22 protein-coding genes and 5 tRNA genes are annotated in these 26,227 nt (G+C 50.3%); 4 read left to right on the forward strand and 23 right to left on the reverse strand.

What is annotated here, in order from left to right; all coding sequences use genetic code 11:
- Nucleotides 1-42: 42 nt before the first annotated feature.
- Nucleotides 43-151, reverse strand: a tRNA-Met gene (locus HY394_01305).
- Between the two features lie 72 nt (nt 152-223).
- Complete coding sequence (locus tag HY394_01310) at nt 224-946, reverse strand: ribose-5-phosphate isomerase A (protein MBI4052656.1); 723 nt, start codon at nt 944-946, stop codon at nt 224-226.
- A 104-nt stretch (nt 947-1,050) separates the two neighbouring features.
- On the opposite strand from HY394_01310, the gene HY394_01315 reads away from it, so the two are divergent.
- The 4 genes from HY394_01315 (at nt 1,051) to HY394_01330 (ending at nt 5,102) form a co-directional block, all read left to right on the forward strand.
- Nucleotides 1,051-2,166: a TIGR04084 family radical SAM/SPASM domain-containing protein gene (locus HY394_01315; GenBank protein MBI4052657.1), complete on the forward strand. Its 1,116-nt coding sequence runs from the start codon at nt 1,051-1,053 to the stop codon at nt 2,164-2,166.
- Nucleotides 2,167-2,206: 40 nt separating this feature from the next.
- On the forward strand, nt 2,207-3,628 hold the full coding sequence (locus HY394_01320) for an aspartate ammonia-lyase (GenBank protein MBI4052658.1): 1,422 nt from the start codon (nt 2,207-2,209) through the stop codon (nt 3,626-3,628).
- 71 nt (nt 3,629-3,699) lie between these two features.
- A complete protein-coding gene (locus HY394_01325; GenBank protein MBI4052659.1) occupies nt 3,700-4,857 on the forward strand; it encodes a 2'-5' RNA ligase family protein in 1,158 nt (385 codons plus the stop codon).
- A 14-nt stretch (nt 4,858-4,871) separates the two neighbouring features.
- Nucleotides 4,872-5,102, forward strand: a complete 231-nt coding sequence (locus HY394_01330) for a hypothetical protein (protein ID MBI4052660.1) — start codon at nt 4,872-4,874, stop codon at nt 5,100-5,102.
- Nucleotides 5,103-5,282: 180 nt separating this feature from the next.
- Here the strand turns inward: HY394_01330 and HY394_01335 are convergent.
- The 21 genes from HY394_01335 to HY394_01435 all read right to left on the reverse strand — a co-directional run bounded on the left by HY394_01335 (nt 5,283) and on the right by HY394_01435 (nt 26,225).
- Nucleotides 5,283-5,354: transfer RNA gene (locus HY394_01335), tRNA-Thr, on the reverse strand.
- Nucleotides 5,355-5,390: 36 nt separating this feature from the next.
- Nucleotides 5,391-6,638 carry a histidine--tRNA ligase gene (hisS, locus tag HY394_01340; GenBank protein MBI4052661.1) on the reverse strand — a complete coding sequence of 416 codons (1,248 nt, stop codon included), beginning with the start codon at nt 6,636-6,638 and terminating at the stop codon, nt 5,391-5,393.
- Between the two features lie 89 nt (nt 6,639-6,727).
- Nucleotides 6,728-7,327: a class I SAM-dependent methyltransferase gene (locus HY394_01345; GenBank protein ID MBI4052662.1), complete on the reverse strand. Its 600-nt coding sequence runs from the start codon at nt 7,325-7,327 to the stop codon at nt 6,728-6,730.
- A 116-nt stretch (nt 7,328-7,443) separates the two neighbouring features.
- A complete protein-coding gene (locus tag HY394_01350; GenBank protein MBI4052663.1) occupies nt 7,444-7,818 on the reverse strand; it encodes a DUF1801 domain-containing protein in 375 nt (124 codons plus the stop codon).
- Nucleotides 7,818-8,714 (reverse strand): ATP phosphoribosyltransferase, encoded by an 897-nt coding sequence (locus HY394_01355; GenBank protein MBI4052664.1) that lies wholly within the window; start codon nt 8,712-8,714, stop codon nt 7,818-7,820. Before HY394_01355 ends, HY394_01350 begins: the two co-directional genes overlap by 1 nt.
- Nucleotides 8,711-9,712 (reverse strand): phosphoribosyl-AMP cyclohydrolase, encoded by a 1,002-nt coding sequence (gene hisI / locus HY394_01360; GenBank protein ID MBI4052665.1) that lies wholly within the window; start codon nt 9,710-9,712, stop codon nt 8,711-8,713. The genes HY394_01355 and hisI overlap by 4 nt, the downstream gene beginning before the upstream one ends.
- Complete coding sequence (gene hisF, locus HY394_01365; protein MBI4052666.1) at nt 9,709-10,488, reverse strand: imidazole glycerol phosphate synthase subunit HisF; 780 nt, start codon at nt 10,486-10,488, stop codon at nt 9,709-9,711. Before hisF ends, hisI begins: the two co-directional genes overlap by 4 nt.
- 12 nt (nt 10,489-10,500) lie before the next feature.
- The gene (locus HY394_01370) at nt 10,501-10,905 is read right to left on the reverse strand and encodes a hypothetical protein (GenBank protein ID MBI4052667.1); all 405 of its coding nucleotides are present in this window, start codon (nt 10,903-10,905) and stop codon (nt 10,501-10,503) included.
- 9 nt (nt 10,906-10,914) lie between these two features.
- Nucleotides 10,915-11,517: an imidazole glycerol phosphate synthase subunit HisH gene (gene hisH / locus HY394_01375; protein ID MBI4052668.1), complete on the reverse strand. Its 603-nt coding sequence runs from the start codon at nt 11,515-11,517 to the stop codon at nt 10,915-10,917.
- Nucleotides 11,514-12,146, reverse strand: a complete 633-nt coding sequence (gene hisB / locus HY394_01380; GenBank protein ID MBI4052669.1) for an imidazoleglycerol-phosphate dehydratase HisB — start codon at nt 12,144-12,146, stop codon at nt 11,514-11,516. The genes hisH and hisB overlap by 4 nt, the downstream gene beginning before the upstream one ends.
- Entirely contained in the window at nt 12,143-13,210 is a 1,068-nt protein-coding gene (gene hisC, locus HY394_01385) for a histidinol-phosphate transaminase (protein MBI4052670.1), read from the reverse strand. Before hisC ends, hisB begins: the two co-directional genes overlap by 4 nt.
- Nucleotides 13,203-15,404 carry a histidinol dehydrogenase gene (gene hisD / locus HY394_01390; protein ID MBI4052671.1) on the reverse strand — a complete coding sequence of 734 codons (2,202 nt, stop codon included), beginning with the start codon at nt 15,402-15,404 and terminating at the stop codon, nt 13,203-13,205. Before hisD ends, hisC begins: the two co-directional genes overlap by 8 nt.
- Before the next feature lie 85 nt (nt 15,405-15,489).
- Nucleotides 15,490-15,713, reverse strand: a tRNA-His gene (locus HY394_01395).
- 426 nt (nt 15,714-16,139) lie between these two features.
- Nucleotides 16,140-16,223: transfer RNA gene (locus HY394_01400), tRNA-Leu, on the reverse strand.
- A 65-nt stretch (nt 16,224-16,288) separates the two neighbouring features.
- A tRNA-Arg gene (locus tag HY394_01405) sits at nt 16,289-16,362 on the reverse strand.
- An 85-nt stretch (nt 16,363-16,447) separates the two neighbouring features.
- On the reverse strand, nt 16,448-17,317 hold the full coding sequence (locus tag HY394_01410) for a hypothetical protein (GenBank protein ID MBI4052672.1): 870 nt from the start codon (nt 17,315-17,317) through the stop codon (nt 16,448-16,450).
- A gap of 5 nt (nt 17,318-17,322) precedes the next feature.
- On the reverse strand, nt 17,323-17,916 hold the full coding sequence (locus HY394_01415; GenBank protein MBI4052673.1) for a hypothetical protein: 594 nt from the start codon (nt 17,914-17,916) through the stop codon (nt 17,323-17,325).
- 35 nt (nt 17,917-17,951) lie between these two features.
- Complete coding sequence (locus HY394_01420; GenBank protein MBI4052674.1) at nt 17,952-21,941, reverse strand: hypothetical protein; 3,990 nt, start codon at nt 21,939-21,941, stop codon at nt 17,952-17,954.
- Nucleotides 21,938-22,732, reverse strand: coding sequence for a hypothetical protein (locus HY394_01425; GenBank protein ID MBI4052675.1), 795 nt, complete (start codon nt 22,730-22,732; stop codon nt 21,938-21,940). Before HY394_01425 ends, HY394_01420 begins: the two co-directional genes overlap by 4 nt.
- A 129-nt stretch (nt 22,733-22,861) precedes the next feature.
- The gene (locus tag HY394_01430; GenBank protein ID MBI4052676.1) at nt 22,862-23,758 is read right to left on the reverse strand and encodes a type II methionyl aminopeptidase; all 897 of its coding nucleotides are present in this window, start codon (nt 23,756-23,758) and stop codon (nt 22,862-22,864) included.
- Nucleotides 23,759-23,810: 52 nt separating this feature from the next.
- Nucleotides 23,811-26,225 (reverse strand): ribonuclease H-like domain-containing protein, encoded by a 2,415-nt coding sequence (locus HY394_01435; protein MBI4052677.1) that lies wholly within the window; start codon nt 26,223-26,225, stop codon nt 23,811-23,813.
- Nucleotides 26,226-26,227 lie beyond the last annotated feature (2 nt).

Raw genomic sequence — 26,227 nt, forward strand, 5'->3', positions numbered from 1 at the left:
TACGAAAAACGTATGGACCGTTTTGCCTTAAAAAAGAAAATTTGCCGGTGGCGAGATATGAACTCGCGGCCTCTTGATTATGAGTTTCGCCCCGCAACACAAAAAAGCTGAATTGCAGTCAAGCGCTCTAACCAGGCTGAGCTACACCGGCAAACTCAATTCGGTTAGGCTATGATTTTTGCCTGTTAAAGGCTTTTAAAAGTTGTTTTCGGCGGTTTCGGTCTCAGATGGTGAAAAACCCTTTTTCGCCCAGGACTTCGGCTTCCTTCGACTGTTTGGTGTAGTCGAGCCTGCTTTTCACTTCGATGTGGCCGTTGTGCAATAGCATCCTGTCCGCATAGCCTATGAACAGGCCGGTTTCAAGCACGCCCGGAATCTCCTTTGCCTGGAATTCCAAGTCTTCAAGCGAATAAATCCTGTCGACCAGCACTTCCGTGAGATAGTTGTTCGACTCGGTTTTCGCCGGCTTTCCGTCGCGCAAAACGATGTTTGCCCTGCCGAGCTTTTCAAGCTGTGCGACCGTGCGCTTCCAGCCGAAAATGGCGATTTCAAACGGGATTTTTCCATGCAATCTTGCGACAAGGTTTTTCCTTTCAGTGATGATTATGAGCTCTGCCGCGCTCTGCGCTATCATCTTGTCCCTCACAAGCGAATGCGAGTCGCGCTTGATGAAATTGAAAAAATTGTCAGCTTGGTCGACAAACTCGACTGCAACGTCTATTTCGATGTCGTTCAGCGAAACCACTTCAAGGCCCAGTTCGGTGAGCATTCCCGCCATTTTTGCGGAAGTGGGAACGACCGAAAACGACAGCTTTTCCTCCTCCGCCTTCAATGCGACCTTTTTGAGGAAGATTTCGGCCATCTCGCTTGTGCCGAACGACAGCACTTCGCCTTTTTTTATGTACTTGTCGACAAGCAGTTCAACCAGATTTTCGCTCAAAGCCATTGTAATGCCCATAATAGATTGATTCTGCTGTTTTTATTTTTTTGTCCTGCTGGCAGGGATTCCTGCGGCTTTTTTATTTTTTTTGCTGGAAAACCATTTTTCCCATGATGTACCACATCATCACGACCCCGGACTGCAACCTTTGCTGCAGCTACTGTGCGGGCAAGGCCTTCGACGAGCCGGAGGACGCGAGCAACAACATGCAGTTTGAATCCCTGCCCATGAAAATCTCGTATTCGATGCAGGACCTCAATTCTTTCCTTGCCAAGGACAGGGAAAAGAAGGGCCTGATTTTTTACGGCGGCGAGCCTCTTGTAGCCCTGCAGTCAGTCAAGCAGGTAATGGATTCAGTGCAAGCCGACTATTTCATGATGCAGACAAACGGCATTTTGCTCAACCTTTTGCCGAAAGAGTATGCAAACCGCTTTCACACAATCCTGGTTTCCATTGACGGCGGAAAGGAAAGGACTAACGCAAACAGGGGCGAGGGAACATTTGAACGCGTTGTCTCCAACCTCAAATTGCTCGGGCAAAACGGCTTCAAGGGCGAAATAATCGCGAGAATGACTGTCGAGGAGCCCACAAACTTTTTTGACGACATCATGGCACTGCTCCACAACACTGATTTTGCGTTCTCTTCCGTTCACTGGCAGCTTGACGCAAACATGTGGCACGATTACGAAAAAAGAAACTTCTCAAAATGGAGCAAAGCCTATAATCAAGACATTTCAAGGCTCGCGGATTACTGGCTTGCCGAGCTTGAAAAAGGAAACGTTTTGCGCCTTTATCCTTTCCTCGGCCTGCTTGACGCAATCCTCAATGGAACACAATACAATCTGCCATGCGGTTCCGGCACAGGCAACTTTTCAATCCTGACAAACGGCGAAATCAGCGCGTGCCCGATCATGGCGGGAGTGAAAGACAAATACGTTGGCAACATCCGCGATTCAAATCCGGAAGACCTGCCGTTCAAGATAACCGTCGGCGGGCCATGCGTTTCCTGCGAGGTTTTCAGCTATTGCGGAGGCAGGTGCCTTTATTCAAACATCGCAAAGCCCTGGCCGGAAAAAGGCTTCAAGGAAGTCTGCGGAACCGTAAAGCATTTGGTCAAGGAAATGCAGAGAATTCGCCCAAAAGTTAAGGCCTTGCTTGACAATGGAACAATCGAATGGGAACAGCTTGCCTTCGTCAAATACAACAGCGCGGAAATTATCCCCTGAAAACACTGTTTTTAACTTTTTTCAAGGCAAACTTTCATTCATGCAGGAAAAACAAAACGCCTTCCGCACCGAAAAGGACTCGCTCGGCGAAAAAAACGTGCCTCTTGAAGCCAATTTCGGCATTTTTACCCAGCGCGCTTTCGAAAACTTCCGGATCAGCGGCCTGAAAGCGCCGAAAGAACTGCTGAAAGCCTACATTTCAATCAAGCTGTGCGCCAGCCAAACCAACGCGCAATTGGGCGTGCTTGAAAAAGACAAGGCTGATGCCATTGTGCGGGCGTGCAGGGAACTGCTTGCAAAGCCTTTGCATGAGGATTTTCCGCTTGACGTTTTCCAGGCCGGAGCCGGAACACCCTACAACATGAACGCAAACGAAGTCATTGCGAACAAGGCAACGGAACTGCTTGGCGGAAGGAAAGGCGAATACCTAGTGCACCCGAACGACCATGTAAACCTCTCGCAGTCAAGCAACGACGTTTCGCCGACGGCAATACGCATCGCAGCATTATGGCAACTGCAAAACCTCGACAAGAACCTGGCGCAATTGCAGGCCGCATTTGAAGGAAAAAGCCATGACTTTGCGGATTTGCTTAAAGCGGGGAGAACGCACCTGCAGGACGCATTGCCCATAACTCTCGGCCAGGAATTCTCGGCTTTCGCAAAAGCCGTTGAAAAAAGCAGGAAACGCATCAGGCAAAGCGAGGAAAATTTGCGAATTCTTGGCATCGGAGCAACCGCGCTTGGCACCGGCTCGAACGCGCCGAAAGAATACCAGAAACTCATGGTTGAAAACCTCGCAAAAGAAACCGGCCTCGAACTCAAACCGGCCGACAACCTGTTCGAAAAAACCGCTTTTGCCTCCGATTACCTTGAAACCGCGCACGCACTATCCGAATTTGCTGTCGATTTGAACAAGATTTGCAATGATTTGCGCCTGCTATCCTCAGGCCCGAACACTGGTTTTGCGGAAATCGTTTTGCCTGGCGTGCAACCCGGCAGCAGCATAATGCCCGGCAAGGTCAATCCAAGCATATCCGAAATGGCGAACATGGTCTGCTATCAGGTGCAAGGCAACACAAAAACAATCGAACTGGCGGCAATGAACGGCGAACTGCAGTTGAACGTGTTCACGCCGGTCATCGCGCACAACCTGTTGCAGTCAATCGACATTTTGGCAAACGCCTGCTCCGCCTTGAACGAAAAATGCGTTTCCGGCATCCAGGCGAACGAAAAAAAGCTGAAAGAAAACTTCGACAAAAACCTGGCAACGGCAACGCTTCTCTCTCCGTTAATCGGCTACGCAAAGACAGCAGAGCTCGTCAAAGAAGCGCTACGCGAAAACAAAAGCCTGATTGAGATAGTGAAAGAGAAAAAACTGCTATCCGAAGAAAAGCTGTCCAAACTGCTTTCGAAAGAAGTTCTGACGATGGCTAATTTGGAAGAATTAAATAAATTGAAGTAGGTAACATAATTAGTGATTTAATGTTCCGCTGGCTCAAAAACCTGTTCAGGCCGTCAAGAGGCCCGCACTATTTGATTGAATTCAGGTTTCATGGTTACACAAAAAAGTATCTGAAGGAAACCATTTTTGACGTCTCGAAAAAGTTCCGCGTTTCAGGCGTTACCAAAAAGCACGTTGTTCCGCATATAAGCTTGGTTGGGCCGTTTCAAACAAGAAACCAAAGAGAAGTCGTGTCCAAGTTTGTGAACGTGTCCAAAAAATATGGGCGCATAAACTTCAAGTTGTCAGGATTCCGCCACTTTGACGATCGGGTGGTTTTCGTTGATGTCGAGTCTTCCTCTGAACTGGCCAAATACCGGCAAGACCTGTTCAAAAGCTTGGAGCCAGTCATTTACACGACCGACACCGACTACCTTGAACCATTCGCGTTCCATTCTACAGTCGCCTTCAAAGACATCCAACACAAATTTGACAGGATTTTCTCCTATTTGGATAAACAAAAGCCTAAACAAATAAACCAAACCCTGCTCAGGGCCACGTTGTTAAAAGGCGGAAAAATTCTATGCGAATACGATTTCATTCAAAAAAGGCTGCTCAAACGGAAAGAGGCACTAGACAAAAAACTAATGAAAAAGACGATTGGCATATTGAAGGAAACCAAAAACGCGGACATCACAAAAATACCTGAATTTACGGCCAAAGAAAGCGAAGGAAAACGCACTTTTCTTATAAGCGACCTCCACTTGGACCATGCCAATATTATAAAATTCTGCAAAAGGCCATTCAAGAATGTCGAAGAAATGAACCGCGCACTAGTTGATAATTGGAACAAAACTGTCTCTAAAAACGACACGGTTTATTTTTTGGGTGATATGGCATATGGCAAAAACAGCAGGTCGGCAAAATACTGGCTTTCCAAACTAAACGGCAAAATAGTGTTCATTGAAGGCAATCATGAGGATATTGGCAACATGAAATCATACACGCAAATAATACTAAATTTTGGGCAAGAACGATTTCTCTTAATTCATGATCCAGCGCTCAAACCAGCCGACTGGCAAGGATGGGTTATCCACGGGCACAAACACAACAACGATTTGTCTGGTTACCCATACATTAACAAAAAAAACAAAACAATCAACGTAAGCGCAGAATTGGTAAATTACACCCCAAAACGGTTAGATGAGGTTTGCAAAGAAATTGGGGTGTTTGAATTCAAGATTCTTTAGAAAATATCGGAGAATTGGTTGAAAAGGTTTCATTTTATAAACCGCGACTTGATTTCAATGATCGTGCACTTCTTGCAGTTGTTTCTTTTTTTGGTTGTATAATTTCTTCATTAATTTTTTTGTCTGGTATCACTTTCGGTAAACTTAATTTCTTATCTTTTGCTATGGGATTTGCATTGTTGGGGATAGGCTCATCCTTAATTCTTCTTGTTAGTTGGTTTCTTTTCAACAAAGAAAATGAATGATAGTTATATGGGAATTTCTGTCTAACATTGTCAGACTTTTCCCACTAATATCATCGCCTCCATTTCGTCGAATTTTTTCTTGCGACTTGTGCGCCGCTCGGCTTAAACCTTCGTCTGCTCGGCAAAAATTAAGCTAAAAATAGTCTTCTGGATTTGCTTTTTTTGCAGGCTTTTTTTAAAAGCCTCTGGCGGGAATTGAACCCGCGACCCCGTCCTTACCAAGGACGTGCTCTACCACTGAGCCACAGAGGCGATGAAAAGCCTAAATTTTCCTTCCCGCAAGCTTTTTTATTCCAAATCCCAAAGCTCTTTGAGCGCGTCAAGCCTGACTGTTTTCTGTTCGCCGGTTTCAAGGTTTTTGACTGCAAGCTCTTTTTTCTGCAGTTCGTCTTCGCCGGCAATAATCGCGAATTTGATACCCTGCTTGCTTGCGAATTCAAGGTTTTTTGAAATGCCCCTTCCAACCAAATCAATGTCAGTGTTCAGGCCCAGCCTTCTCATTTCCTGCACGATTTTAAGGCATTCTTTTTGCGTTTTTCCGATCGGAATGACAAAGAATTTCACCGGGTTTTCTACGCCGAGCTTTTCTTCGACGACATCAAGGAGCCTGTCGATTCCAAAAGAAATGCCGATTGCCGGTGTAGGCGAACCGCCATAGCTTTCAATGAGATTGTCATATCGGCCGCCCCCGCCGCAGGAAATTCCCGCACTTGAAACCTCGAAAACGTTTCCAGTGTAATATTCCAATCCGCGTGCCAGGCTAAGGTCGACTTTTACTTTTTTTGACAGGCCGTTTTCTTCAAGCAAATCCAATAGTTCTTTGAGTTCCTTGAACCCGTCTTTTTCTTTCACGTCCTTGGGCAGGCCTTCGAAATCGTTTTTCTTGAGCGTTTCAATGATCTTGTCGGAAATGCCTTTTTGTTCCAATTCCTTCCTGACTTCTTCTTCGCCGATTTTTTCCAGTTTGTCCAGGCTCCTGAAACAGTCCTTGATTTGGCGTTCTTCCACGCCATTCGCCTGCGCGACGGCTTCGAGCAGTTTTCTGTTATTCAGCCTTATGTAGAAATCAACGTTTATTTCTGAAAAAAATTCGGCTGCAAGCGCAATCAGTTCAAAGTCAGCGAAAACGCTTTTCACTCCGATGATGTCGGCATCCGCCTGTGTAAACTCGCGATACCTTTTTGCGCCCGGCCTGTCATACCGGTAAACCCTTTCGATCTGGTAGCGCTTGAACGGTTTCGGCAGCTGCGGGTTTGTTGCTATGACACGTGCCAATGGAACCGTCAGGTCGAAGCGCAGGCCAAGCTCTCTCTCGGACTTGTCCTTGAAGTAGTAGATTTCTTCCTTGATTGCCTCGCCGCCAGAGCCTTTCTTTGCAAGCAAGGCGAAGTCTTCCACGACGGGCGTCTGCATTGGCTGGAAACCGTATTTTTCAAAGATGCGCCTGGCTAAACCTTCGAGGAAAAGTTTTTTGCGCGCCTGTTCGGGCAGGATGTCGCGCATTCCCCTTATCGCCTGGAATTTTTCTTCAGCCATGCAATTCACTTTCAGATTTCCTGTCAAAATCCCATAAAAGGGCTATGGTTTATAGCCGCCCGCTTCATTCCGTGGCATTGTCCAAACTTTTATTCCGAACGCGCTGGCTTTCTGACGTGGAATACTCTTGTCGGATAAGTTCCCGGAATAGGTTTTGTGTTTTCCGTGATTATTTCAAATCCTGCGGCTTTGAGTTCGCTATGCCAGGTGTTTATCTCTTTTTGTCCGCCTATTTGGATGAGCATGTTGAATTTGGCTTCCCCGCCCGGCCTGAGTATTCGGTATAATTCGGCAAAGGCTGTGCTTTTGGGCGTTGCGTGTGCTATGCCGAAATGCGAGTAAACAAAGTCGAAGTAATTGTCTGGGCGGCGCGTGTTGTGCGCGTGCGCAACATGCCATAAAACGTTTTCTTGTCCGCGCCATTCCGGGGCGCGCTTTAAGCTGAGGCCATGTGCTTCCATTTCGGGGTATTCTCTGGCAAGTTGCATGATGCTTGTTCCTTCTTTACAGCCTAAATCAAGGACCCTGATTTTTCTGTCAGGCGTTGCTTGGTGAATCCTTCTTATGTCCTCGATATTAAACCCCAGATTTTGGTAAATTGTTGGCAGGCCGGTTTTGCTCACCGACCACCTGCACAGGGGCCTGTTTCCTTCGTAAAGTTTGATTATGTCTCTGAGTCTTCGGCCCACTTTTGCCCTATCTTCAGGGGATTCGGGTTTTCTATGGCCCGGTTCCAAAAAGACACCTCATTCCAAATCCCACCGCTCTTTTAGTTCGTCGAGTTTGACTGTTTTTTGTTCGCCATTTACTTTTTTGCTTTTTTTGCCTCATTCATTTTCGCTTTTGCTTTAAGGATTTGCCCTATCTCCGCGGCCGGCGCTTTTTGGTCGAACCTGATTTGAATGGTTTTTTTTCCGGTCACATAACCTTTTTCTTCGAGCGCTTTGCGGTCTTTACTTTGAAGCGCGAACGCCAGGCCGAAGCCGGCGTGGCTCTTGAATGCGGCAAACCCGGCAAGAAGGCCCTGGTATTTGTAGAATGGCACGCCCCAGCTGATGCTTTCCTCCGCCTTTGGCACGGCTGATTTGATTATTTTCCTGATTTCCTTGAGCGTCGGCTGCGCTTCTATGCCTGCGCCGGCAATGTACTCGTCGACGTTTTTTGCGCTGTAATTTTTCACTATTCCACGACCTTGTTCAAGGGAAACTCGACTATGCCTTCCGCGCCGGCACCCTTCAGTTTCGGAATGAGCGTCCTGACGTCGTCTATTTTGACGATTGTGAGAACGTCGAACCAGCCTTCCTTGGAAAGCTTTGAAACCGTTGGATTGTTCAATGATGGCAGGACTTTGAGGACTTTTTGCAGGTTTTTTTCCTGCACGTTCATCATCAACCCCGCAAGGGTTTGCGCCGCGATTGCGCCTTTGAGCAGGGTTGCGATTTCGTCGATTTTCTTTCTCTTCCACAAATCCTTTGCCGCGCCTTTGTTTGCAATCAGTTTCGTGTTGCTTTCCATGAGCGTTTCGACAATGCGCAGGCCGTTCGCGCGCAAACTGCTTCCGGTTTCAGTCACTTCAACGATTGCGTCGGCAAGCGTCGGCGGCTTGACTTCGGTTGCGCCCCATGAAAATTCCACTTCGGCTTTGACGTTGTTTTTTGCAAGCCATTCCTTTGTGAATCCCACAAGTTCGGTTGCGATCCTCTTTCCCTGCAGGTCCTTCACGCCTTTGATTTTCGAGTCGTTCGGCACAGCCAGAACCCATTTGACCCTTCCAAGGCCGGATTTTGCGTAAACAAGGTCCGCGATTTCGTCAACGCTTGACTTGTTTTCAAGAATCCAGTCCTTTCCCGTCAAGCCAAGGTCGATTGCGCCCTGTTCGACGTAACGCGACATTTCCTGCGCCCTGATGAGCACGCACTCTATTTCATCGTCGTTTATTTTCGGGTAATACGAGCGCTCTTCCGCGCGGATGTCATAACCGGCTTTCTTGAACAATTCTATTGTCGAATTCTGCAGGCTTCCCTTGGGGATGCCAAGCTTGAGTTTTTTGCCGCTTCCATCTTCTTTGCCTTTCATTTCAATTCCTCCGCTTTCCTGAAAAAACAGCTCCTCTTGCCCGTGTGACAGGCAACATTGCCTTCCTGCTTCACTTTAAGAAGAATCGCGTCGTTGTCGCAGTCAAATCTCACTTCCCTGACAATCTGGAAGTTTCCGGAAGTTTCGCCTTTCACCCATAATTTTTGCCTGCTTCTGCTCCAATAGCAGGCCTTTCCTTCTTTCAGGGTGCGGCGAAGGCTTTCCCTGTTCATGTATGCAAGCATAAGCACTTCTCCCGTATTCCAGTCCTGTGCGATTGCAGGCAGCAGGCCGTTTCCCTTTTCAAAGTCAAGTTCATCGGGCAGGATGTCGGATAATTTTATCTTGCTAGTGTACAATGACATGCCCAATGCGCAGTCCACGCCGATGCCTTCAAGCCTGCGCGCCTCTTCAAGCGAGGCAATCCCGCCGGCGGCAATGATGCGGTTTTTCGTTGCCTTGCGAAGCCTTTGCACCGCTTCAAAGTCGATGCCTTTCATGAGGCCCTCTTTTTCCACGCACGTGAACAGGAATGCAGAGCACAGGCCTTCAAATTCTTTCGCCTTTTGCAAATAATCCGCCCCGGTTTTTTCCTGCCAGCCTTTCACAACAACCTCGCCTTTCCATGAATCCAATGCAACAATGATTTTTTCCTTTCCAATTTGCGCGCCAAGCTTTTGCAGGAATTCCTTGTTTGCGGCACTGCCGATGATGACGCGCTTTGCGCCAGCGCCGATGAGCGCTTTGGCTTTTTCCACGCTGTCGATTCCGCCGCCGGTGTTTGCATTCACGACAGAGCAGATTTTTTTGACGGTTGCGAGATTTGAGCCTATGCGTTTTGCCGCGTCCAAATCAATGACCTGCACTTCCCTGAAAGCGGAGAATTTTTCCGCGAATTTTTCGGGAGCAGACGCTATGCGAATCTTCTCGGTTTTGCCCTGCTGCAGCTGGACAACTTTTCTGCCTTTCAAGTCAATGCTTGGCAACAACATTTTCATTCCCTCACTACAATTCCCTTTTCTTTCAGGTATGCCTTGACTTTCCACACCGGAAACTCGTTGAAATGGAAAATGCTTGCGGCAAGCGCGGCATCGGCCTTTCCTGTTTCAAATACATCCACAAAGCTTTCAAGGTTTCCCCCGCCCCCGCTTGCAATGACTGGAACGTTAACGCTTTCCGAAACCGCTTTTGTCAGTTCGAGGTCGAAGCCCTCTTTTGTTCCGTCGCGGTCCATGCTTGTCAGGAGGATTTCGCCTGCGCCAAGTTCAACCGCTTCTTTCGCCCATTCGAGGGCGTTTTTTCCCGTGAATTTGCGGCCGCCGTATTTCGAGCACTCCCACCAGACTTTTCCTTTCTCTTCCCTTTTTTTCGCGTCAATCGCCAGCACGACTGCCTGGTTGCCATACGCTTTTGCAATCTCCGAAATGAGGCGAGGCCTTTCCAGCGCGGCAGTGTTTATGCTTACCTTGTCCGCGCCTGCTTCGAACACACTTTTTGCGTCCGCCAGTGAGCGTATTCCGCCCCCGACAGTTAACGGCACGAAAACTTCCTGCGCGGTTTTTTCGATTACGTCAACCATTGTTTCTCTTCTCTCGGAACTTGCGGTGATGTCCAGAAAGACGATTTCGTCAGCGCCCTGCGCGTAATACGCTTCGGCCTGCTCCCACGGCACGCCGGCGTATTTTATTTCCTTGAACTGGACTCCTTTGACGACTCTTCCTTGCGCGACCGAAAGGTCGCAGTCCAGACAGGGAATGATTCGTTTTGCGAGCATTTGAAACCAGTTTTATTCTCTATTCATTAATTCAGTTTGAACGCGGGTGTACATTGTAATTAATCCATTTGCAATAATGTCCGTTGTGTGTTCGGGCTGTTCTGTCGTGCGTTCGTGTTCTATTTCAATGAACCGGTTTATCCTTTCCATTGTGCTTTCAAGGACTTCCGTGGGAATGCTTGTGAGCGGCCTATTGCGTTCAACCAATCTTAGTGTCAGCCTTTCGAGTTGCTGGTCTGGGCCCAATCCGGTTTCCAGCAATTTTTGCAGTTCCGGAATCACATGTTGCTGGGCCGGCATATCCGTTCCGGGGACGGTATGTGTCGATTCTCTCACATCTTGCCCAAAATAACCCTGCGCTATATTCCGGAAACGTTCTTTAAGCCCTTCCGGGTGCGCCTCATGTCGTCTCTCCATAGTATCACCTCAAATTTCAACAAAATTCTCCAGCACCTTAAGTCCAGCGGCTCCGCTTTTTTCCGGGTGGAATTGCACGGCAAAAACGTTGTCTTTTTCAACAGCGGAACAGTATTTTCCGCCGTAATCGGTTTCGCCAGAGACGATGTCCTTGTCGAACGGCTTGGCATAATAGCCGTGCACGAAATAAAAGAACGAATTGTCGGGAACATCCTCGAGCAGCGCGCTTTCCTTTGCCTTTTCGACCTGGTTCCAGCCGATCTGGGGAACTTTCAGGTTTTTTCCTTCAAATTTTTCAACCGTGCCCTGCAAAACTTTCAGGCCTTCGCTTTCAGGGCTTTCCGCGCTTTCCTCGAACAGCGCCTGGAGGCCGATGCAGATGCCGAGGAAAGGCTTTCCTTCCTCGATTGCCCATTCGATTGCGTAGTCCAGTTTTTTTTCGCGCAGTTCGCGCATTGCCTCGCCGAAATTGCCCACGCCGGGAAAAACGACCTTGCTCGCTTTTCCCACCTGTTCAGGAGTTTTCGCAATGACTGCCTTTTCGCCGATTTTTCGGAAGGCGTTGCGGACGCTCTGCAAATTGCCCCTGCCATAATCAATGATTGCAATCATAGCATTCCCTTGGTGCTCGGCAAAAACTTCTGCCGCCTGTCAAATTCAACCGCGCAACGCAACGCGCGCGCGAAAGCCTTGAACAGCGCTTCAACCAGGTGGTGTGCATTCTTTCCGTAAACAACTTTGACGTGGATGTTTGCCTTCAGCTCGTTTGCCACTGCCTGGAAGAATTCTTCCACAAGCTCGGTCGGAAACCCGCCGATGCGGTCGAGCGGAAACTTTGCGTCGAACACAAGCTTTGGCCTGCCGCTCAAATCAATCGCGCAGAACGCAAGGCTTTCATCCATTGGCACGTATTCCCAGCCGTACCTTGCAATGCCCTTTTTGTCGCCAAGCGCTTTAGCTATTGCCTGTCCGAGGACAATGCCGGTATCCTCGACAGTGTGGTGCAAATCCACTTCCAAGTCGCCTTTTGCCTCAAGCGAAACGTCGATGAGGCTGTGCTTGGAGAAAAGTTCGAGCATGTGGTTGAAGAACCCGATTCCGGTTTCAATTTCATACCTGCCTTCGCCGTCAAGGTTTACCGAGGCTTTGATTTTGGTTTCAGTGGTGTTCCGTTCAATCTCCGCTTTCCTCACGAATGATTTCGCCTTTTTTTCGTTTGCCTTTCCTTTGCCTTCGCTCATTTCGTTTCACCCAAAACCTTTTCCAGCGCGGAGCAGAATTTTTTCATCTGTTCTGGCGTGCCGATGCTGATGCGGATGCAGCCTTCCAGTCTCTCATAACCGCTCCTGTCCCTTACAAGGAAGCCTTTTTCCTTAAGCTTTTCGGCGATTGCTTTGGCGTTTTTGCCAAAGCGTGCGACGAGAAAATTCGACTTGCTCGGAAAGCGCTTCACGCCTTTTTCGTCAAGGAACTTTTCAAGAATTGCGCGCCCCGCTTCAACCTGTTTCACATAATCCTGCATGTAAGCCGGGTCCTTCAGCGCTTCCGTTGCCGCGAGCGCGCTCAAAGCGGTGATGCTGTAAGGCGACTTCGCCTTTTTCAGCGTTGAAATGATTTTTTCGTTTCCCAGAGCGTATCCGATGCGCATTCCGCCGAGGCCCATTGCCTTTGAAAAGGTTTTGAGCACGACAAGGTTGTCGAACTCTCCAATCCTGCCGGCAACGGTTTCTTTCGTGAATTCCGAGTATGCTTCGTCGACGATTGCCAGGCAGCCTTCCGCCCGCGCGGCCCTGATGATTTCGATGAGGTCTTTTTCCGGAATTTCGGTGGCAGTCGGATTGTTGGGGTTGCAGAGAATGACTGCCCGGCTGCCCTTGATTTCCGCGAGCACTTTTTGCGTCGGAAATGAGAGGTCTTCATTGTACAGCGGCTTTGCAATTTTCGCCCCTTGCAGTTCAGCGTAAAAGTAAAACATGGCAAAGCTCGGAGTCGGAATCACGATCTTTCCGTTGCCCACAAAGCATTCAATGCATCCGCGGATGGCCTCATCCGAGCCGTTGAAGGGCACGGCGTTTTCCGGCTTCGCGTTGTTGTAATCCGCAATCGCTTTTGTCAGCTCCGAGTATTCCGGATACGCGGACAGCCTTTCCGCTGAAACGTTTTTGATTGCCGTGAGAACGCGCGGGCTTGGGCCGAGAGTGTTTTCGTTGAAGTCAAGCCTCATTTTGCCCAGCCTGCTGGCTGTCGGAGGATTGTACGGCTTGAGCTTTTTCACATTGCCGGTTTCGGAAATCATTTCATTCACTTCCCGCATGCTCCGGCTTTCCAAAAAGCTTTGGCAGTTCGTTTATGTCTTTCAACACGGCGTCCGCGCCTTTTTCCAAATAAAATTTTTTGCCCGGCGAGAACGCGCCCGTCAAAACCATTGCGCAAAAATTGCCTTTCAGCGGGCCGCCCGCGTTTTTCACCATTTCAAGGTCGTCAATCATGTCACCCACATACAAAACCTTTTCGGCATTGAGCCTTTTTTTCATCCATTCCAGCGGCGCGGCGTTTGGTTTCAACTTTCCGCCGGTTTCGCTTGCGGTTTCATCCGAAAAAATGTTTTCTTTTGCAATCGCCGCTGCAAGGCCGCATCTTTCAAGGCAAAGCATTGCTTCGTTGAACGTGCGCCCGGTTATCACGCCGAGCTTTTTGCCGTTGTTTTTCAGCCACTCGACGGTTTTCCTTGAAACAATCATTTTTTCGTTTTCGCAAAGCCCTTTTTTCACGCCCAATCTTGCCGGTTTGCCGAAAAACTCCGTGAAACGCCTTTCGCCGAGGTATAGTTCCTCGAACGCGTCCATGATTTTTTCGCGGTCGTATTCGCGTGCAATGCTTTCCCACTTTTGGCCGGCAATCTGCCTTGCAGCCCTTTCTGCGCCTTCAAAGCCTTTGTCCAAGCCGATTTTCGGGGCGAATTCTTCCCCGCTTACGCGAAAGCCGTTTTTTTGCAGCAACGCAACCAGGCTTAAAGCATAGGCAACGTGCCAGTCGTTGTTGAATCCCCCCAAGCGCTTGAACAAAGCGGTTTTCTGCACCGGAAACCTTTTTCCGTACAAAACTTCGACCGCTTTCACTGTTGCAATCCTGTAAGTGTTGCTTACATCTGCCAGCACGCCGTCAATGTCCAAAACAATCGCGTCAACGCCAGAAAACCCGCTTCCGGGCGCGCTTTTTCCGCGGTCCAAGCGTATTTCAACGCTTTTTTTGTGCGCTTCAAGGCCCTCGGAATCAGCCATTGCACCAATCGTTTTTTGCAGGCCTTTCAGGCCTTTTTCAGAGATTTTCTGGAACGCGATGACCTTGACAAAGTCCCTTGCCGACAGGCCAGCGCGTTGTTTTGCCGTTCCGCCGGTTGGCAGGACGTGATTTGTGCCGGAACAGTAGTCTCCCGCGGCTACCGGGCTGAAGTCTCCGAGAAAAACGCTTCCAGCCGCGCTTATTTGCGGCAGAAGCCTTTCCGCCCTGCCGAAAAGCACCAAGTGTTCCGGGCCGATTTGGTTCACGATGCCCGCGCAGTCCTGCAGATCCCTTGCAATGACAACAGCCGAATTGGTTTCAAGCGCCCTGCGTGCTGTTTCGGCATTCTTTGCTGTTTCAAGCTGAACCGAAAGCGCGGCTTTGGCTTTTTCTGCGAGCGCCCTGTCCGGCGTGACAAGAATGCAGACGCTGTTTGAGTCGTGCTCGGCCTGCGTCAAAAGCTCGGCCGCAACGATTTTCGCGTCGGCTTTCGAGTCCGCTACAACGCACACCTCGCTCGGCCCGGCAACAAAATCAATGGAAACCTGGCCGAAAACAAGCCTTTTCGCGGTTGCGACAAAAACGTTTCCCGGCCCGGCAATCTTTTGCACGCGCGGCACGGTTTTGGTGCCGAATGCCATTGCGGCAATTGCCTGGCTTCCGCCCAGAGTGAAAATCCTGTCCACGCCGGCGATGTCGGCTGCGACAAGCACGAGCGGGTTAGTGCCATCCTTTTTCGGCGGAGTGCACATCACAATCTCTTTCACGCCCGCGGCTTTCGCAGGCAAGGCATTCATCAAAACGCTTGAAGGCAAAGGATACCTGCCCGCTGGAACATAAATGCCGACAACGTCCAATGGCCTGACAATTTCCCCAACAACCACGCCTTGCGCATTTTCAGTTTTCCATTCTTTCGGCAGCTGCCTTTTTGCAAAAGCAAGAATGTTTTTTTTCGCGAGCTTCAAGGCTTCAACCTGTGCCTTCGAAACTTTGGAATAAGCCGCCTTAATCTCCGCACTGCTCACTTCCATGCTTTCAGGGGAAAGCCGCACGCCATCGAATTTTTCCGAAAACGCAATCAGCGCGGAATCGCCTTTTTCCCTGACTTCCGCGATAATGCTTCGGACGGTTTCTTCGACATTCTTGTCCGGCGCCTCCAGCCCGGCAAGGAACGCTTCAAGCTCTCCGGGTTTTTCGGCGGTTATTTCTTTCAGCATGTAGACCACGTGCCAAGTAAAGGCTTACTTGGCATATTGCGCAGCAATATGCCTTGGTTTCGCACCCGCCGGGCGATGACGGCGAGGCCTGTGCCGGGAATCGAGCCCGGGCCGGGGGATAACTGCAACCATGCGGTTTTTCGCAAACCTTTTTGGAAAAGGTTTCTTGCGGTTTTTCGCAAACCTTTTTGGAAAAGGTTTCTTGCGGTTTTTCGCAAACCTTTTTGGAAAAGGTTTCTTGCGGTTTTTCGCAAACCTTTTTCCAAAAGGTTTCCACAGTCCCCAATGCTGCCACTACACCACACAAGCCATTCGGCGGTTTCGTCCGCCGGGTTCGACGACGGGTACTTCGCTGCGCTCAGTACCCATCTGTTCTTTTTCGTATTATCCTCTGCCGCTAAAAGGTTTTCCGCCGCGAATCCAGCCTGAGGGCTGGGTTGCGTTGAAAACAGGCTTTCAGAGTTACTTCTATTCAAGAATTTAAGAGAATTTTCATACGATGTGAAGTAACTCACTTTTCATTCTGAAAACCTGAAATAATCTGCCTATGCAAGGTTTAAATACCTATGCGGCGGCGGGAATTCGTGCTTACTCGGCCATTGCAACGCAATGGCCTTGGTTCCGAACGCAGGGGGCTTCGCCCCCTCACCCGTCCCCAATCATTTACTACTGCTTACTCGGCGTATTGCGCTGGCAATACGCCTTGGTTCCGAACCAGCCGGACGGAACCGGCTTTGCAGGAGGGCGGATTCGAACCGCCGAACGCACTAAGCGACAAGGCCCTGAACCTTGCGGGTTTGGCCGCTTCCCTACCCCTGCATTATGCTAGTATTTGTTTTGGGTTTGTTTTAAGAATATTTTTTTTTGCGCGCCGGAACGCGCTTCGACCCCAAGGGGATTTGAACCCCTGCCAGAGGCTCCGCAAGCCCCCGTGCTGTCCAGGCTACACCATGGGGCCAGAACTGTCCGGGCAATTTTGCCAGAAGCAATTGTGCTGAAAAAGTCTTTTTATGGCTTGTGTTGGATTGCCATAATAAAAGCGCTTATTCGCGGAACAGTATGAATGCGATTACCGCGAAGAGCGCGGGCAATAGCAGCAGGTTTGTTTCGGGAATGTTGGTTGCGCTTGTCCGCTTTGACACGCTGAAATAGGCTTCCCTTGAATCGTTGTTCGGATTGGAGTTTGCCGGTGGCGCAAGAGGGTCAACTGGCACTATGCTTTTGAGTGTTATTTGCACTTTATAACTGTCTTTGTTTGCAGCAAGTCCCCCCGGCGGATTGTATGAATAGCTGCCGATTGTCAGTTCAGATTGGTTGGCCGGAACGTTTGAGAATGCGAGCAGGCCCGTGGCACTAATGCTGCCAACCGGCGTTGCCGATGGGCCGGGCGTGAAGGTTCCGCCGGTTAACGGGGTTCCACTGGTGTCAAAAAATTTGTATTCGGTTTGGAGGTTCACCGGCCCGGAATTGTTATTGTACACGCTGAGTTTTACTGTTATTGGATTGCCTTCAAAAATGCTTGGCGCCTTCACGTCAATCAGTGCGACGTCGTTGGCGCTGACTGGAACGCAGTGGCCGAGATTGACGCACACGTACAATTCGCTTAGGGTCAGCTTGCACGTTCCGTTGTCGCAGTGGAAGTTTATTTCGCAGTCCGCGGAGCTTGTGCAGCTTGCCGCGTTTCCTGTGCCGGGCGCCTTTCCGCCTTTCAGCAGGTCAAGGTCGACGCGATAGTTTGTTCCCTGCTCGGAGTTGCTGCCTTTTGAAACGTAAAAATAGTAGCAGAAATTCGTGCCCGCCGTGAGCTGTATGCTTGGGTCTGCGGGCGCGGGGCAGGTTACTGCCGCGAATGCGTTGCCTGCAAGGAATGCCATGAACAGCGCAGCTGCCAGCAAAAAAAACTTTTTTTCCATTTTTTTCACGCGCTTATTCCGACCATGCGGAAAAACTTTTCCACTTTCCCTGTTTCAATGTCGACTATCGCTATGAACGAACCCTTTGCCGCCGAAGAGAATTCCACGAGGTGCAATTCCTTGTCCGGCAAATTTTGGTATATTATGAACTGCTGTTTTAGTATTTCTTTCTTTTCTATCGTGAGAACGTAGACTTTCGCGTCAAAACCTTGGTCCTTCACGTATGCCTGGTAAGTCGCATTGGTTGCTGCAACTTCTATCGCCTTTGCCGTCTTCGCAGAATCGGTTTCCTCGCTCAATTGTGCGCTTTCTTCGGGTTTGCCTGCCCCCGCACTTGTTTCAGCCTGGCTTGCGGTTGGCTTTTCTGTCACGGTCACAGTGCTGTTTTTGCTGTCCCGCTCTGCCTGCAGCCGGATTTCATTCATTTCGTTTTCAATGTTTTTCTGGATGTTGGCGTAAGCCAGGTATCCCAGAACAACGGCCAGGATTACCGCGGCCACCAGAAAGACTATGGTGGCTTTTTTGAATGTACTTCCAGGTTTTGCCGGAGCATCGCTTTTGGCTTCCTTTTTTGCCTGCGTTGCTTTTTTTTGCGGCACCAAAAAGACCTTTCCCTGGCTTTTCTTATGCCCATTCAGGACGTGAACGTCACATTGATTGTTTCGGTTGCGCCCGTTGCATTGTCCCTGATTGTCGCGGTTCCGGTGTGCGGCGTTCCGGGCACAAGCTTGCAGTTTAACGGGTCGATCTGCACCGAAATGATGCCGTTGTTGAATGCCGGCGAGATTGCCGGGGTGCTGCAGCTTTCGCCTGCAACAGTGGAATTGACAGTGAATGCAACCGTGCCGCTTTGCACGGGCTGGCCGCCGGCCTTCATTATGAAACCGTTAAGGAAAAGGAAAACGTTCACAGGCTGCAATGTCTGGCCTGAAGTGTTCTGGCAGGTTCCCTGGCAGCAGACCAAGCCGTTTTGCACGTCCTGCACTGTTCCAGAGCACAATTCAGTTGAAGCATCGCAGGTGTTCCAGCCTTGGTCAGTGCAAGCCTGTTCGAAGTTTGTGGGATTGGTGCATGCAACGTTGCAGCAGACGCCATAAGGATAGGTTGCCTGCACGTTCGAGCATGTCTGCAGGCCCGTGCAGTAAATGTTTGTAGAACAGGTCACGACTCCGCCCCCGCCGCCCGGCGCTGTGTGCCCGTGCTCTAAATCGTATTGGCAGCTTGTCATGAGCGTCGGTGTTCCGGTTGAATTGTCATAAACCTGCAAGGTTATCTGGTGGATTGTCGGGTCCGTTACCACAGCATAACTGTGGTTTACGCCCGCTGAAAGGTTTGTGATTTGCCCAAATGCAACATCTGCGAACGCGCCCGCGGAATCCCACTTGATTTTTGCCGTATGGCCGGAGCCGACTGGGTTTGACACGCTTGCCTTGACATTGACTGTTGCGGCATTCGCCGGATAAATGTTTGACGGGTCGACCAGGAGGTTGCAGCTTGGCGCGTTTCCGCCTGTTCCCCCGGTGCCTCCGCCCCCGGTCAGCACGGGGCTTTGCCTTAAAGTCTTGGTGCACGAATAACCGTCCACATCGGTGTAAGTGACGTCATAGCTTATCTGGCTTTCGAAATTGTTCTGTCCGTAAGTGCATGTTCCGCCGGAGCTTATTGCCGGCGCGTTGTTTCCGCATGAGATTGTTCCGGCCGGAGCCGCGTCCGGACTGAAGTTTCCGGCTTCAACCTTTATTTCACCGCCAACTGCGTCAATCTGGTCGATGGCTGCGCCGACGCTTCCATCCGCATTAACTGTTTTCGTGGTTATCTGGCAGGTTTTTCCTCCGCCGCCCCCTCCGCCATTGTTTGAGCCGCCGTTGCGGAATGGGCAAGTAAGGTCTGCTGATATTGTCGGGTCTGCTCCCGTGTTCGGGTTCTTACGGAAAAAAGTTGACCATGCTGCCGCGGTCGGGCTTGGCGTCCAAGTTGAAACGATAAAGTTGTTGGCCAATATTCCCGTATGGTTGATTGTTCCGCTCCCGCTCCAATTGCATGCGCCCATCGTCACTGCCTGGTTATTGCCTGTGATGCTGGGCACTTCTTCAATCTTTATGCCTTTTGTGTCGCCGTAGTCAACAGATACCGTGAGCCGCTTGGAGCCATTCCATATGCCCGTGCCTTGCAGCAACAGCTTGTAGTCCTTGTCTGTTTCGGCGTTTCCAACTGAAATGACGTGATCGAATGCAGCATTGTTGAATGCCATGCGGCCGCGGACCAATTCAAGGTCTTTTTCTGCCTGAATTCCCAGATATATGAATGGCATGTCAATGTTTTCAAGCCTTATTCTCGGTGCCGTGATCAGCTTTAAAACATACACGTAGGTTCCGACAAGCTTTATCTCTTCGTCTGCATCGATTGTCATCTTTTCGTTTCCGTTGCCGTTTTCCGTGCCTTCAAACCGGCTGCCTGAAACGTCGATTTTGTTGGCTTTCAGCAGTTTGATGTCGTTTCCCCAGCCGTTTTTGAAATTGGTGTTCCGGATGGTCAATGTTTCGTCCGCCTGGATTACCGCGCCGCTGGGGTCTGTTGCAGTGTTGGTGGTCACGTCCCAGAATTCCGGGTTGTTTAAAATGGTTATGTTTTTTGCGCGGATTAGGCTTACAATGCTTCCTTCATTGAAATTGCGCTGGTCCAGGCCCTTCCCGCTGATTGTGATGTTGCCGTTCAATGCCTTGATTTGGGCGTTTGCGCTGTTAGGGCCGATTACTGACCAGAAAGTCGTGTTTGCCAGGTTTATGTTTCCGTTGGCTGACTCTATTTTTGATATTCCGTTGTTGTTGAGGCCGTCAAAGCCCTGCACGTTTGAAACCGTGATGTTGTTGTTTGCCGTCAAAGCCCCTTTCATGAAATGAATGCACCATCCTCCGCCGCAGCTGCTGATGTCGTGGATGTTGATTGAGCCGTTTGGTGCGGTTATTGCCGCCGGGTTTTCAACCGCCTTGCCGTTTTTCTGCCCGGTTATTTCCAGTGCGGCCTGCGTGCCGTCATCCGGGCCGTTCACGGTTATGGGATAGTAATTGTTCACAAAGCTGATTTTTGAGTTCTGGCTTTTCATCCTTCCGCCGACGGTTATGCCGCCCGTCGAATACATTTCAACATTTGAAAGGTTTAGGTTTCCGCCAGAATTGATGCCCTGCAGTTCTGTGCGCGAATTGGAAATTGTTGTCTGCAATGAGCTTTCCAGCTTCGGGTTGTGCCTGACATCGGTTCCGCTTAAAATTATCGAGCCGTTCGTTGCTTTGATCAGGCGGTCGGTTATGCCGCTGCCGTCAATTGTATACTGTGCGACCGGCCCTTTTCCCGTCATGCTGATTGCCCAGTTGCCCGCAAATTCGCCAGTTCCGCTTTCATCGGTTCCGCCGGCGGTAATGCTTCCGTTCTGCTGGAAATGCATTCTTGAATTCGTCGTTTTTATTTTGCCTGTTGATGCTGTCACGGGGCCGCTGATATAGTGTATTTGCGTGTCATTGAGCTTGAGGTTTCCCCTGCACAGCTGGATTTTGTTTGGCAAGTGGATGCCTATGTCCCTCCCGGATGTCCTGCCGTCAACGACCATTCCGGCGTCGGCTGTCGGCGCAGTGCAGCCTACTTTTATTTCGCCGTGGTCCGCTATAATAACCGAGTCTGTTGATGTGAATTTGCCTTCAACAGAGATGTTTGTGGGGCATTCACCGCCCCAGCAGTTTTCTATTTCGCTGTTGGTGAGCGTGAAATTGTTGCCGACGTTTATGCGGCTGGCGTGCAGTGCGCGCCCGCCGTACAATCCGCTTACCGTGAGGTTTCCGCCTGCCGTAATTGTCGTGCCGGTTTCAGGGGCATGCAGTTCAACCCTTGCGCCGCTCATGTAAATGTTGTTGCCGGCGTTGATGCTTGCGCTGCCGCCCGCATTGCCAACCAAATCCACTCTGTTGTTTTGCAATGTTATGTTTCCGTTCGGGACGCTGAGGCTTTTGGCGTAAAGCGCGTAGTTGTCGCGCTGGCCTCCGGCATAAAAGTCGCTTCTGGCGGTGATTGCGCCGTGGTCGGTCCGGATGTTTGAACTGTACAGCCAGATTCTCTCCGCAGTCACTATTCCGGGCGCATTCACCTGGATGCGGGCGCTGTCGTTCAATTGCAGGGTTTCGTCAAGGCTTATTGATGTGACATCCGCGATTGACGCGCCGTCCCTGCTCGGGCCGGTCGCGCTTATTGAAGTCGCATCAATGGTCATGTCGATTGTTGTCCTGCGCCTTATGACTCCGCTTGGTTCCCCGCTGGCCGGTCCCCTTATGTCAATAATGAGTTTCCCTGTTGTCGCCTGAGAACCGCTTTTCGTTAGGGCTATCCTGTTTGTTCGCAGCACTCCGCCGGGCATTATCGTCAAATAGTATGTGCCAAAACCGCGGTCTTCAAGCTGTCCCTTGCCGACCAAAAACTCGTTTATGTGTATTTCGCCTGGGCTGTTGTCAATGTAGCAGTAAAAGTTGGTTCCGACTTCTTGTTGGTACGAGCAGGCAGTAAGCGCGTTTGCCGCCTGCATTGCCAAGATGAATGCGAATGCCGCCACCGCCAAAAGAACCCTTTTTTTCATTGTCATTGCGCATCACCCGGCGCGTTTGTGTCCGGCGGCCCATAGTTTGAGCCGGGGTCGGACATCGGAACCACTTCCGGCTGGCTGGTTTCCTTCGGAGGAACAAAATCCGGGTCCGGCGTTCCCGCTTCGCAGGCCTCTTTTATGTAATTCCAGTATTCCTGGTCCTGGTTGCGGGCTTTCATGTTTTCGATTGCCATTTCGTTCCCGATGCCTGCCAGCTTTTCGGAAAGCTTTTCTGCAATGGTTGTGGAAATGCCTGCCACGACTGCCGCGCCTGGATTGCTGTTGAAAAGCCCTTTGGCGATTTTGTCGGCGCCCGAAATTTCTTCGCGCGCGGACAAGACTTTCTGTTCGGCTGACGGAATAAGCTTTGCTATTGCACTGCTTGCGCCATCCCCGCAGAGGTTCACTTTTCCGATTTCTTCAAACCCCTGCCTTGCGCCCTCTATCGCGCTTATGGCGTTCAGGGCCGAATTGTATGCCGCGGTTGTCTGCCCGCCGGTTTGGTCGTCTTTTGCCAGCAGAGCAACGCCCTGCTTGAGTTCGGCTATTTTTGCGCCGGTCATGGGCTTGTCGTCCGGGCCGCTTGCCGCGAGATAAGAGTCAATTTCGGTTGTGATTGCCGAATAGTCCGCGATTTTTGCGTTGTTTTGCGGCACGGCTTTTTGTTCCACGGGCTTGGGCGCGAGCACGTTTCCGAACGCGAAGCCGATTGCAATGAGCACAACCAGTATTCCGACGAATGCCGCGGGCTTCAAGGTTACGGCGTTGTCCTTGAGGAACTGCAAACCCATGTTCTTCACTTTTTAACCGGCGGCTTTCGCGCCCGCGATTGTGCTATTATAATTCGCTTTTTACTATTTAAATCTTTGCGGGCGTTTTTGGGTTAGCAGGCTTTCAGGCTTTTTGCGGTGGCGAAGCGTTCAGACGAGGGTTTCAACCTTGCCGTCCGCCAAAAGAATTGTTGTTTCGGCCTGCGTGACAATCCTGCCGTCTTTTTCGCGCAGCACGGGATATGACTGCAGGCATTTTTTGAAGACCAGTTCGCGCAACGCTGTTTTGCGCTGGAAATCCGAAAGCTGCAGTTCCCTTCCGATCCACCTTTCCGCGAAAGGCAGTGCAAAATAGTTTTCGGCTGCGAATTCGAGTATTTTCCTTGCGACCGGGCTGCGCATTGTTTTCGGCTCTTCAAGGGAAAAGATTTCAACGCTCTGCCCTTCGCGCACAATGCCCTCTCCGTCGGTCGCGAACGGTTCGATTGCAATGCACGAATCGTCTTCCAGAATCCGGTCGTCGGGCCTTTCGATGTTGGGAATGCTTGGGGGGGCGTGCGCTTCGAATGCCTGCAAACCGTGGCCTGTCAGGTTTTCGACAGGGGAAAAGCCGTAATGCTTTATCGTCTTTTCAATTTCCTGCCCGATTTTGGAGATTTTTTGCCCGGCTTTGACGTGGCTTAACGCGTTCTCCAAAGCTTTCTCCGCGGCTTCAATCATTTTTGCGTGCCTGTTCGACGGGTTGACAGTGAAAGCTGTGTCGGTGATGAAGCCTTCGACGTGCACTCCGATGTCCACCTTCAGGACATCCGATTCCAAAAAAACGCTTTCGTCGCCGATGCTCGGGGTGGCGTGCGCCGCCTCGTTGTTGCGCGACAAATTGACGGGAAACGCCGGCTTTCCGCCTTCTTCGGCGATGAACTTTTCAATGCTTTCCGCCAGGCCGGACAGCTTTGCGCCCGGCTTTGCCTCTTTTTTGGCGAAATGAACGGCTTTCCTGAGGATTGCCCCGGATTTCCTGTAATTTTCAATCTCTTCGCTTTCCATGAAAAATCGGATTTATTTTCTGGACAAGAAGCCTTTTTTAGCTGTCGTTTTTTCAGAAAAACCGGTTGAGGCTGCTCTGCTTTCCGCCGTGCAGTAGGTCCTGCTCGGAATAGCCGAGTTCCTGCACGATTTTTTCAACTGCCGGCAAAACCTGGTGGCTTATGTAGTAGTCGGCGTCGTAGTCGCCTTCGTTCACGAATTCCTCAAGCTCGGCCTTGTCGGAAATGCTTTTTCCAGTGCGCGTAACGATGTAGCCTATCACGCTTCCGACTCCAATGTCTTTTCCGCGCTTTATGGCTTTTTCAGCGGCAACGACGTGCGGGCCTTTCGACACGTATTTTTTGAGCGGCCTTTTTATCTGCGTCAGGATGACAAGCTCTTTTTTCGGAACCTTCCCTTCCTTCAGCTCGGCCAGAACCTTTTTGACTATGGCAATCGCTTTTTCGGGCCTGCCCTCTTTCAGCACCGCCTCTATGACCTGCCTTTGCGTTTCCTTGGCGATGTTCGACCAGTCCCTTCTCACGTATTCGAAGCCGACTATTTTGAGGTTGTCCTTGTAGTCCATCAGGGCATACCGTTTCTTTGCCGCTTTCTCCTCGCCTTTGCGCGAAACGAATATGCCGCGCTTGTAAAATCCCTGCAAATCTATCTGCATTATGCCGGGCAGCCAGTCATTGGTTTTCCTGACGAATTCCTCGACGTCCTTTTCGTTTTTGCCGGCCGGAATTTTCAAAAAATTGGAATCAGTATCCCCGTAAATGACTTCGAAGCCTTCTTCTTCCGCCATCTTCGCGACTTCCTGCACGTACTTTTGGCTGAACATTGTCACGGCCCTTGCGCATTCCCTGTCATACCATCTGCTGCGCGCATAGCCCAGGTAACCGTAAAACGAGTTGAGCAAAATTTTCAATGCCTGCGTGCGCGCGTTCAGCAGGGCAAATTCCTTGCTTTTCCTGTCCATCGCCTTCAGCTTTTTCTTGAGCGCCATGCGCCGTTCAAAAAGGTCTTTTATGATTGAGGAAAGGAACCCGTCTTTTTTGGTGCAGAACCAGTGGTTGGTGGGCGCGGAGTTTTTGGCTTTGCATTCCTCATGCCTGCAGTCGAGGCTGTCCGGCGAAATGTTGTGCGAAACCATTATGCTCGGATGCAATGAGGAAAAGTCCAATACCGCAATGCGTTCATGCAGCCCCGGTTTGGGTTCGCGCACAAAGCCGCCTTCAAAGCTCTGCATTATGCGCTGCCCCACTTCTTCGTCGGAAGGCTTTTCCGGAACAAGGCTGTTGGTTTCAAAGCACTTGTTGTAGAGCAATGCTTCCACCAGGTTTGAGGCCGATGCCCTGCTCACGTCGAACAGCGTCTGCTTGACAAGCCTGCAGAACTCTGTTTCGAGCGGCAAAAAAGTTTCGGCTATTCTCAGTGTTGCTTCGGCATCCTCGCGGTTGTATGCTACAAGCCTTTTGAATTCGGCTTCCGAGCCTTTTTCCCAGATCCTTGCTATGTCCGCAGCTTTTATCTTTTCTTTCGGCGTTCCGAACAGGCTTTCCGCAACCGATTCGAGGTCGAACTTGATGAGGCTCACAACCGCAAACCTGTTGAGCACCCTGAGCATCTGGAACGCGTCGAGATGCTGCAGGCCGTTTATTTTCACTGCATTGTCCTGTCCCCTGCGCCTGATTTTGGGTTTCGAGCCGTCCGATGCTATTCCGTCGTCAAAGCCCAGCTTTTCCGCCCTGCCGGCAAGGTACGGCAGGTCGAAGGAATCTCCATTGTAAGTGACGAGGATGTCGAGTTTCGCTTTGCGGATTTCAGCGACAAGCGCTTCCAGCATTTCCTTTTCCGAGCCGAAGGTTTTGGTGCCCTGCATGCCCGCAAACTTTTCCTTGTAAGTCAGCACAAACGAATGGCCGTTGCCGGCGAATGATGCCATCAGCACCGGGTCCTTGTCGGGCGTGGAAAATCTTTCCGCTGAAAGGGTTTCAAAGTCGAACGAGGCAATGCTGAACTCGGCTTCGGAGTCGAACTTTTCCGCTTCAAGGATTTCATTGCCTTCGACAACCAGCCTTATGCCGTTCATGGGTTCAAGCCGCTTGTCTATGAGATAGCGTTTCGCGAACGGCAAATCGTATTCGCGTTTTTCGATTAGCCATGGAAAAGCGCTTATTTCCTGCCTTGCAATGATGAGTTCGTTCGTGCTTTTGAAATAAATCTTGACAACGTTTTCGGCATTGGATTTTTTGACGGTTTCGGCTTTCAGGGCCTTTGCGCCCTCCGCAAACGTTTTTTCCCTGAGGTCTTCGATTGCTTTTTCCGTGTCTTTTGTTATGGCATAAAAGTAGGGCCGGAATTTTTTGTCCTCGAACCGCCGGATTCCTTCAGGCGTTTTCACGAACAGTTCGATGTCGGATTCGCCGTTTTTTCCGGAAGAATAGGCTGCGTCAAGCAAAATTCCTTTTATCTCCCTTGGCATAC

The organism is Candidatus Diapherotrites archaeon, assembly GCA_016205145.1.
Lineage (GTDB): Archaea > Iainarchaeota > Iainarchaeia > Iainarchaeales > JACQJH01 > JACQJH01.

Coding starts and splice junctions, on each gene's coding strand:
- HY394_01310 (MBI4052656.1), bottom strand. CDS start 946: ATGGCTTTGAGCGAAAATCTGGTTGAACTGCTTGTCGACAAGTACATA.
- HY394_01315 (MBI4052657.1), top strand. CDS start 1,051: ATGATGTACCACATCATCACGACCCCGGACTGCAACCTTTGCTGCAGC.
- HY394_01320 (MBI4052658.1), top strand. CDS start 2,207: ATGCAGGAAAAACAAAACGCCTTCCGCACCGAAAAGGACTCGCTCGGC.
- hisS (MBI4052661.1), bottom strand. CDS start 6,638: ATGGCTGAAGAAAAATTCCAGGCGATAAGGGGAATGCGCGACATCCTG.
- HY394_01355 (MBI4052664.1), bottom strand. CDS start 8,714: ATGAAAGGCAAAGAAGATGGAAGCGGCAAAAAACTCAAGCTTGGCATC.
- hisI (MBI4052665.1), bottom strand. CDS start 9,712: ATGAAAATGTTGTTGCCAAGCATTGACTTGAAAGGCAGAAAAGTTGTC.
- hisF (MBI4052666.1), bottom strand. CDS start 10,488: ATGCTCGCAAAACGAATCATTCCCTGTCTGGACTGCGACCTTTCGGTC.
- HY394_01370 (MBI4052667.1), bottom strand. CDS start 10,905: ATGGAGAGACGACATGAGGCGCACCCGGAAGGGCTTAAAGAACGTTTC.
- hisH (MBI4052668.1), bottom strand. CDS start 11,517: ATGATTGCAATCATTGATTATGGCAGGGGCAATTTGCAGAGCGTCCGC.
- hisB (MBI4052669.1), bottom strand. CDS start 12,146: ATGAGCGAAGGCAAAGGAAAGGCAAACGAAAAAAAGGCGAAATCATTC.
- hisD (MBI4052671.1), bottom strand. CDS start 15,404: ATGCTGAAAGAAATAACCGCCGAAAAACCCGGAGAGCTTGAAGCGTTC.
- HY394_01410 (MBI4052672.1), bottom strand. CDS start 17,317: ATGGAAAAAAAGTTTTTTTTGCTGGCAGCTGCGCTGTTCATGGCATTC.
- HY394_01420 (MBI4052674.1), bottom strand. CDS start 21,941: ATGACAATGAAAAAAAGGGTTCTTTTGGCGGTGGCGGCATTCGCATTC.
- HY394_01425 (MBI4052675.1), bottom strand. CDS start 22,732: ATGGGTTTGCAGTTCCTCAAGGACAACGCCGTAACCTTGAAGCCCGCG.
- HY394_01430 (MBI4052676.1), bottom strand. CDS start 23,758: ATGGAAAGCGAAGAGATTGAAAATTACAGGAAATCCGGGGCAATCCTC.
- HY394_01435 (MBI4052677.1), bottom strand. CDS start 26,225: ATGCCAAGGGAGATAAAAGGAATTTTGCTTGACGCAGCCTATTCTTCC.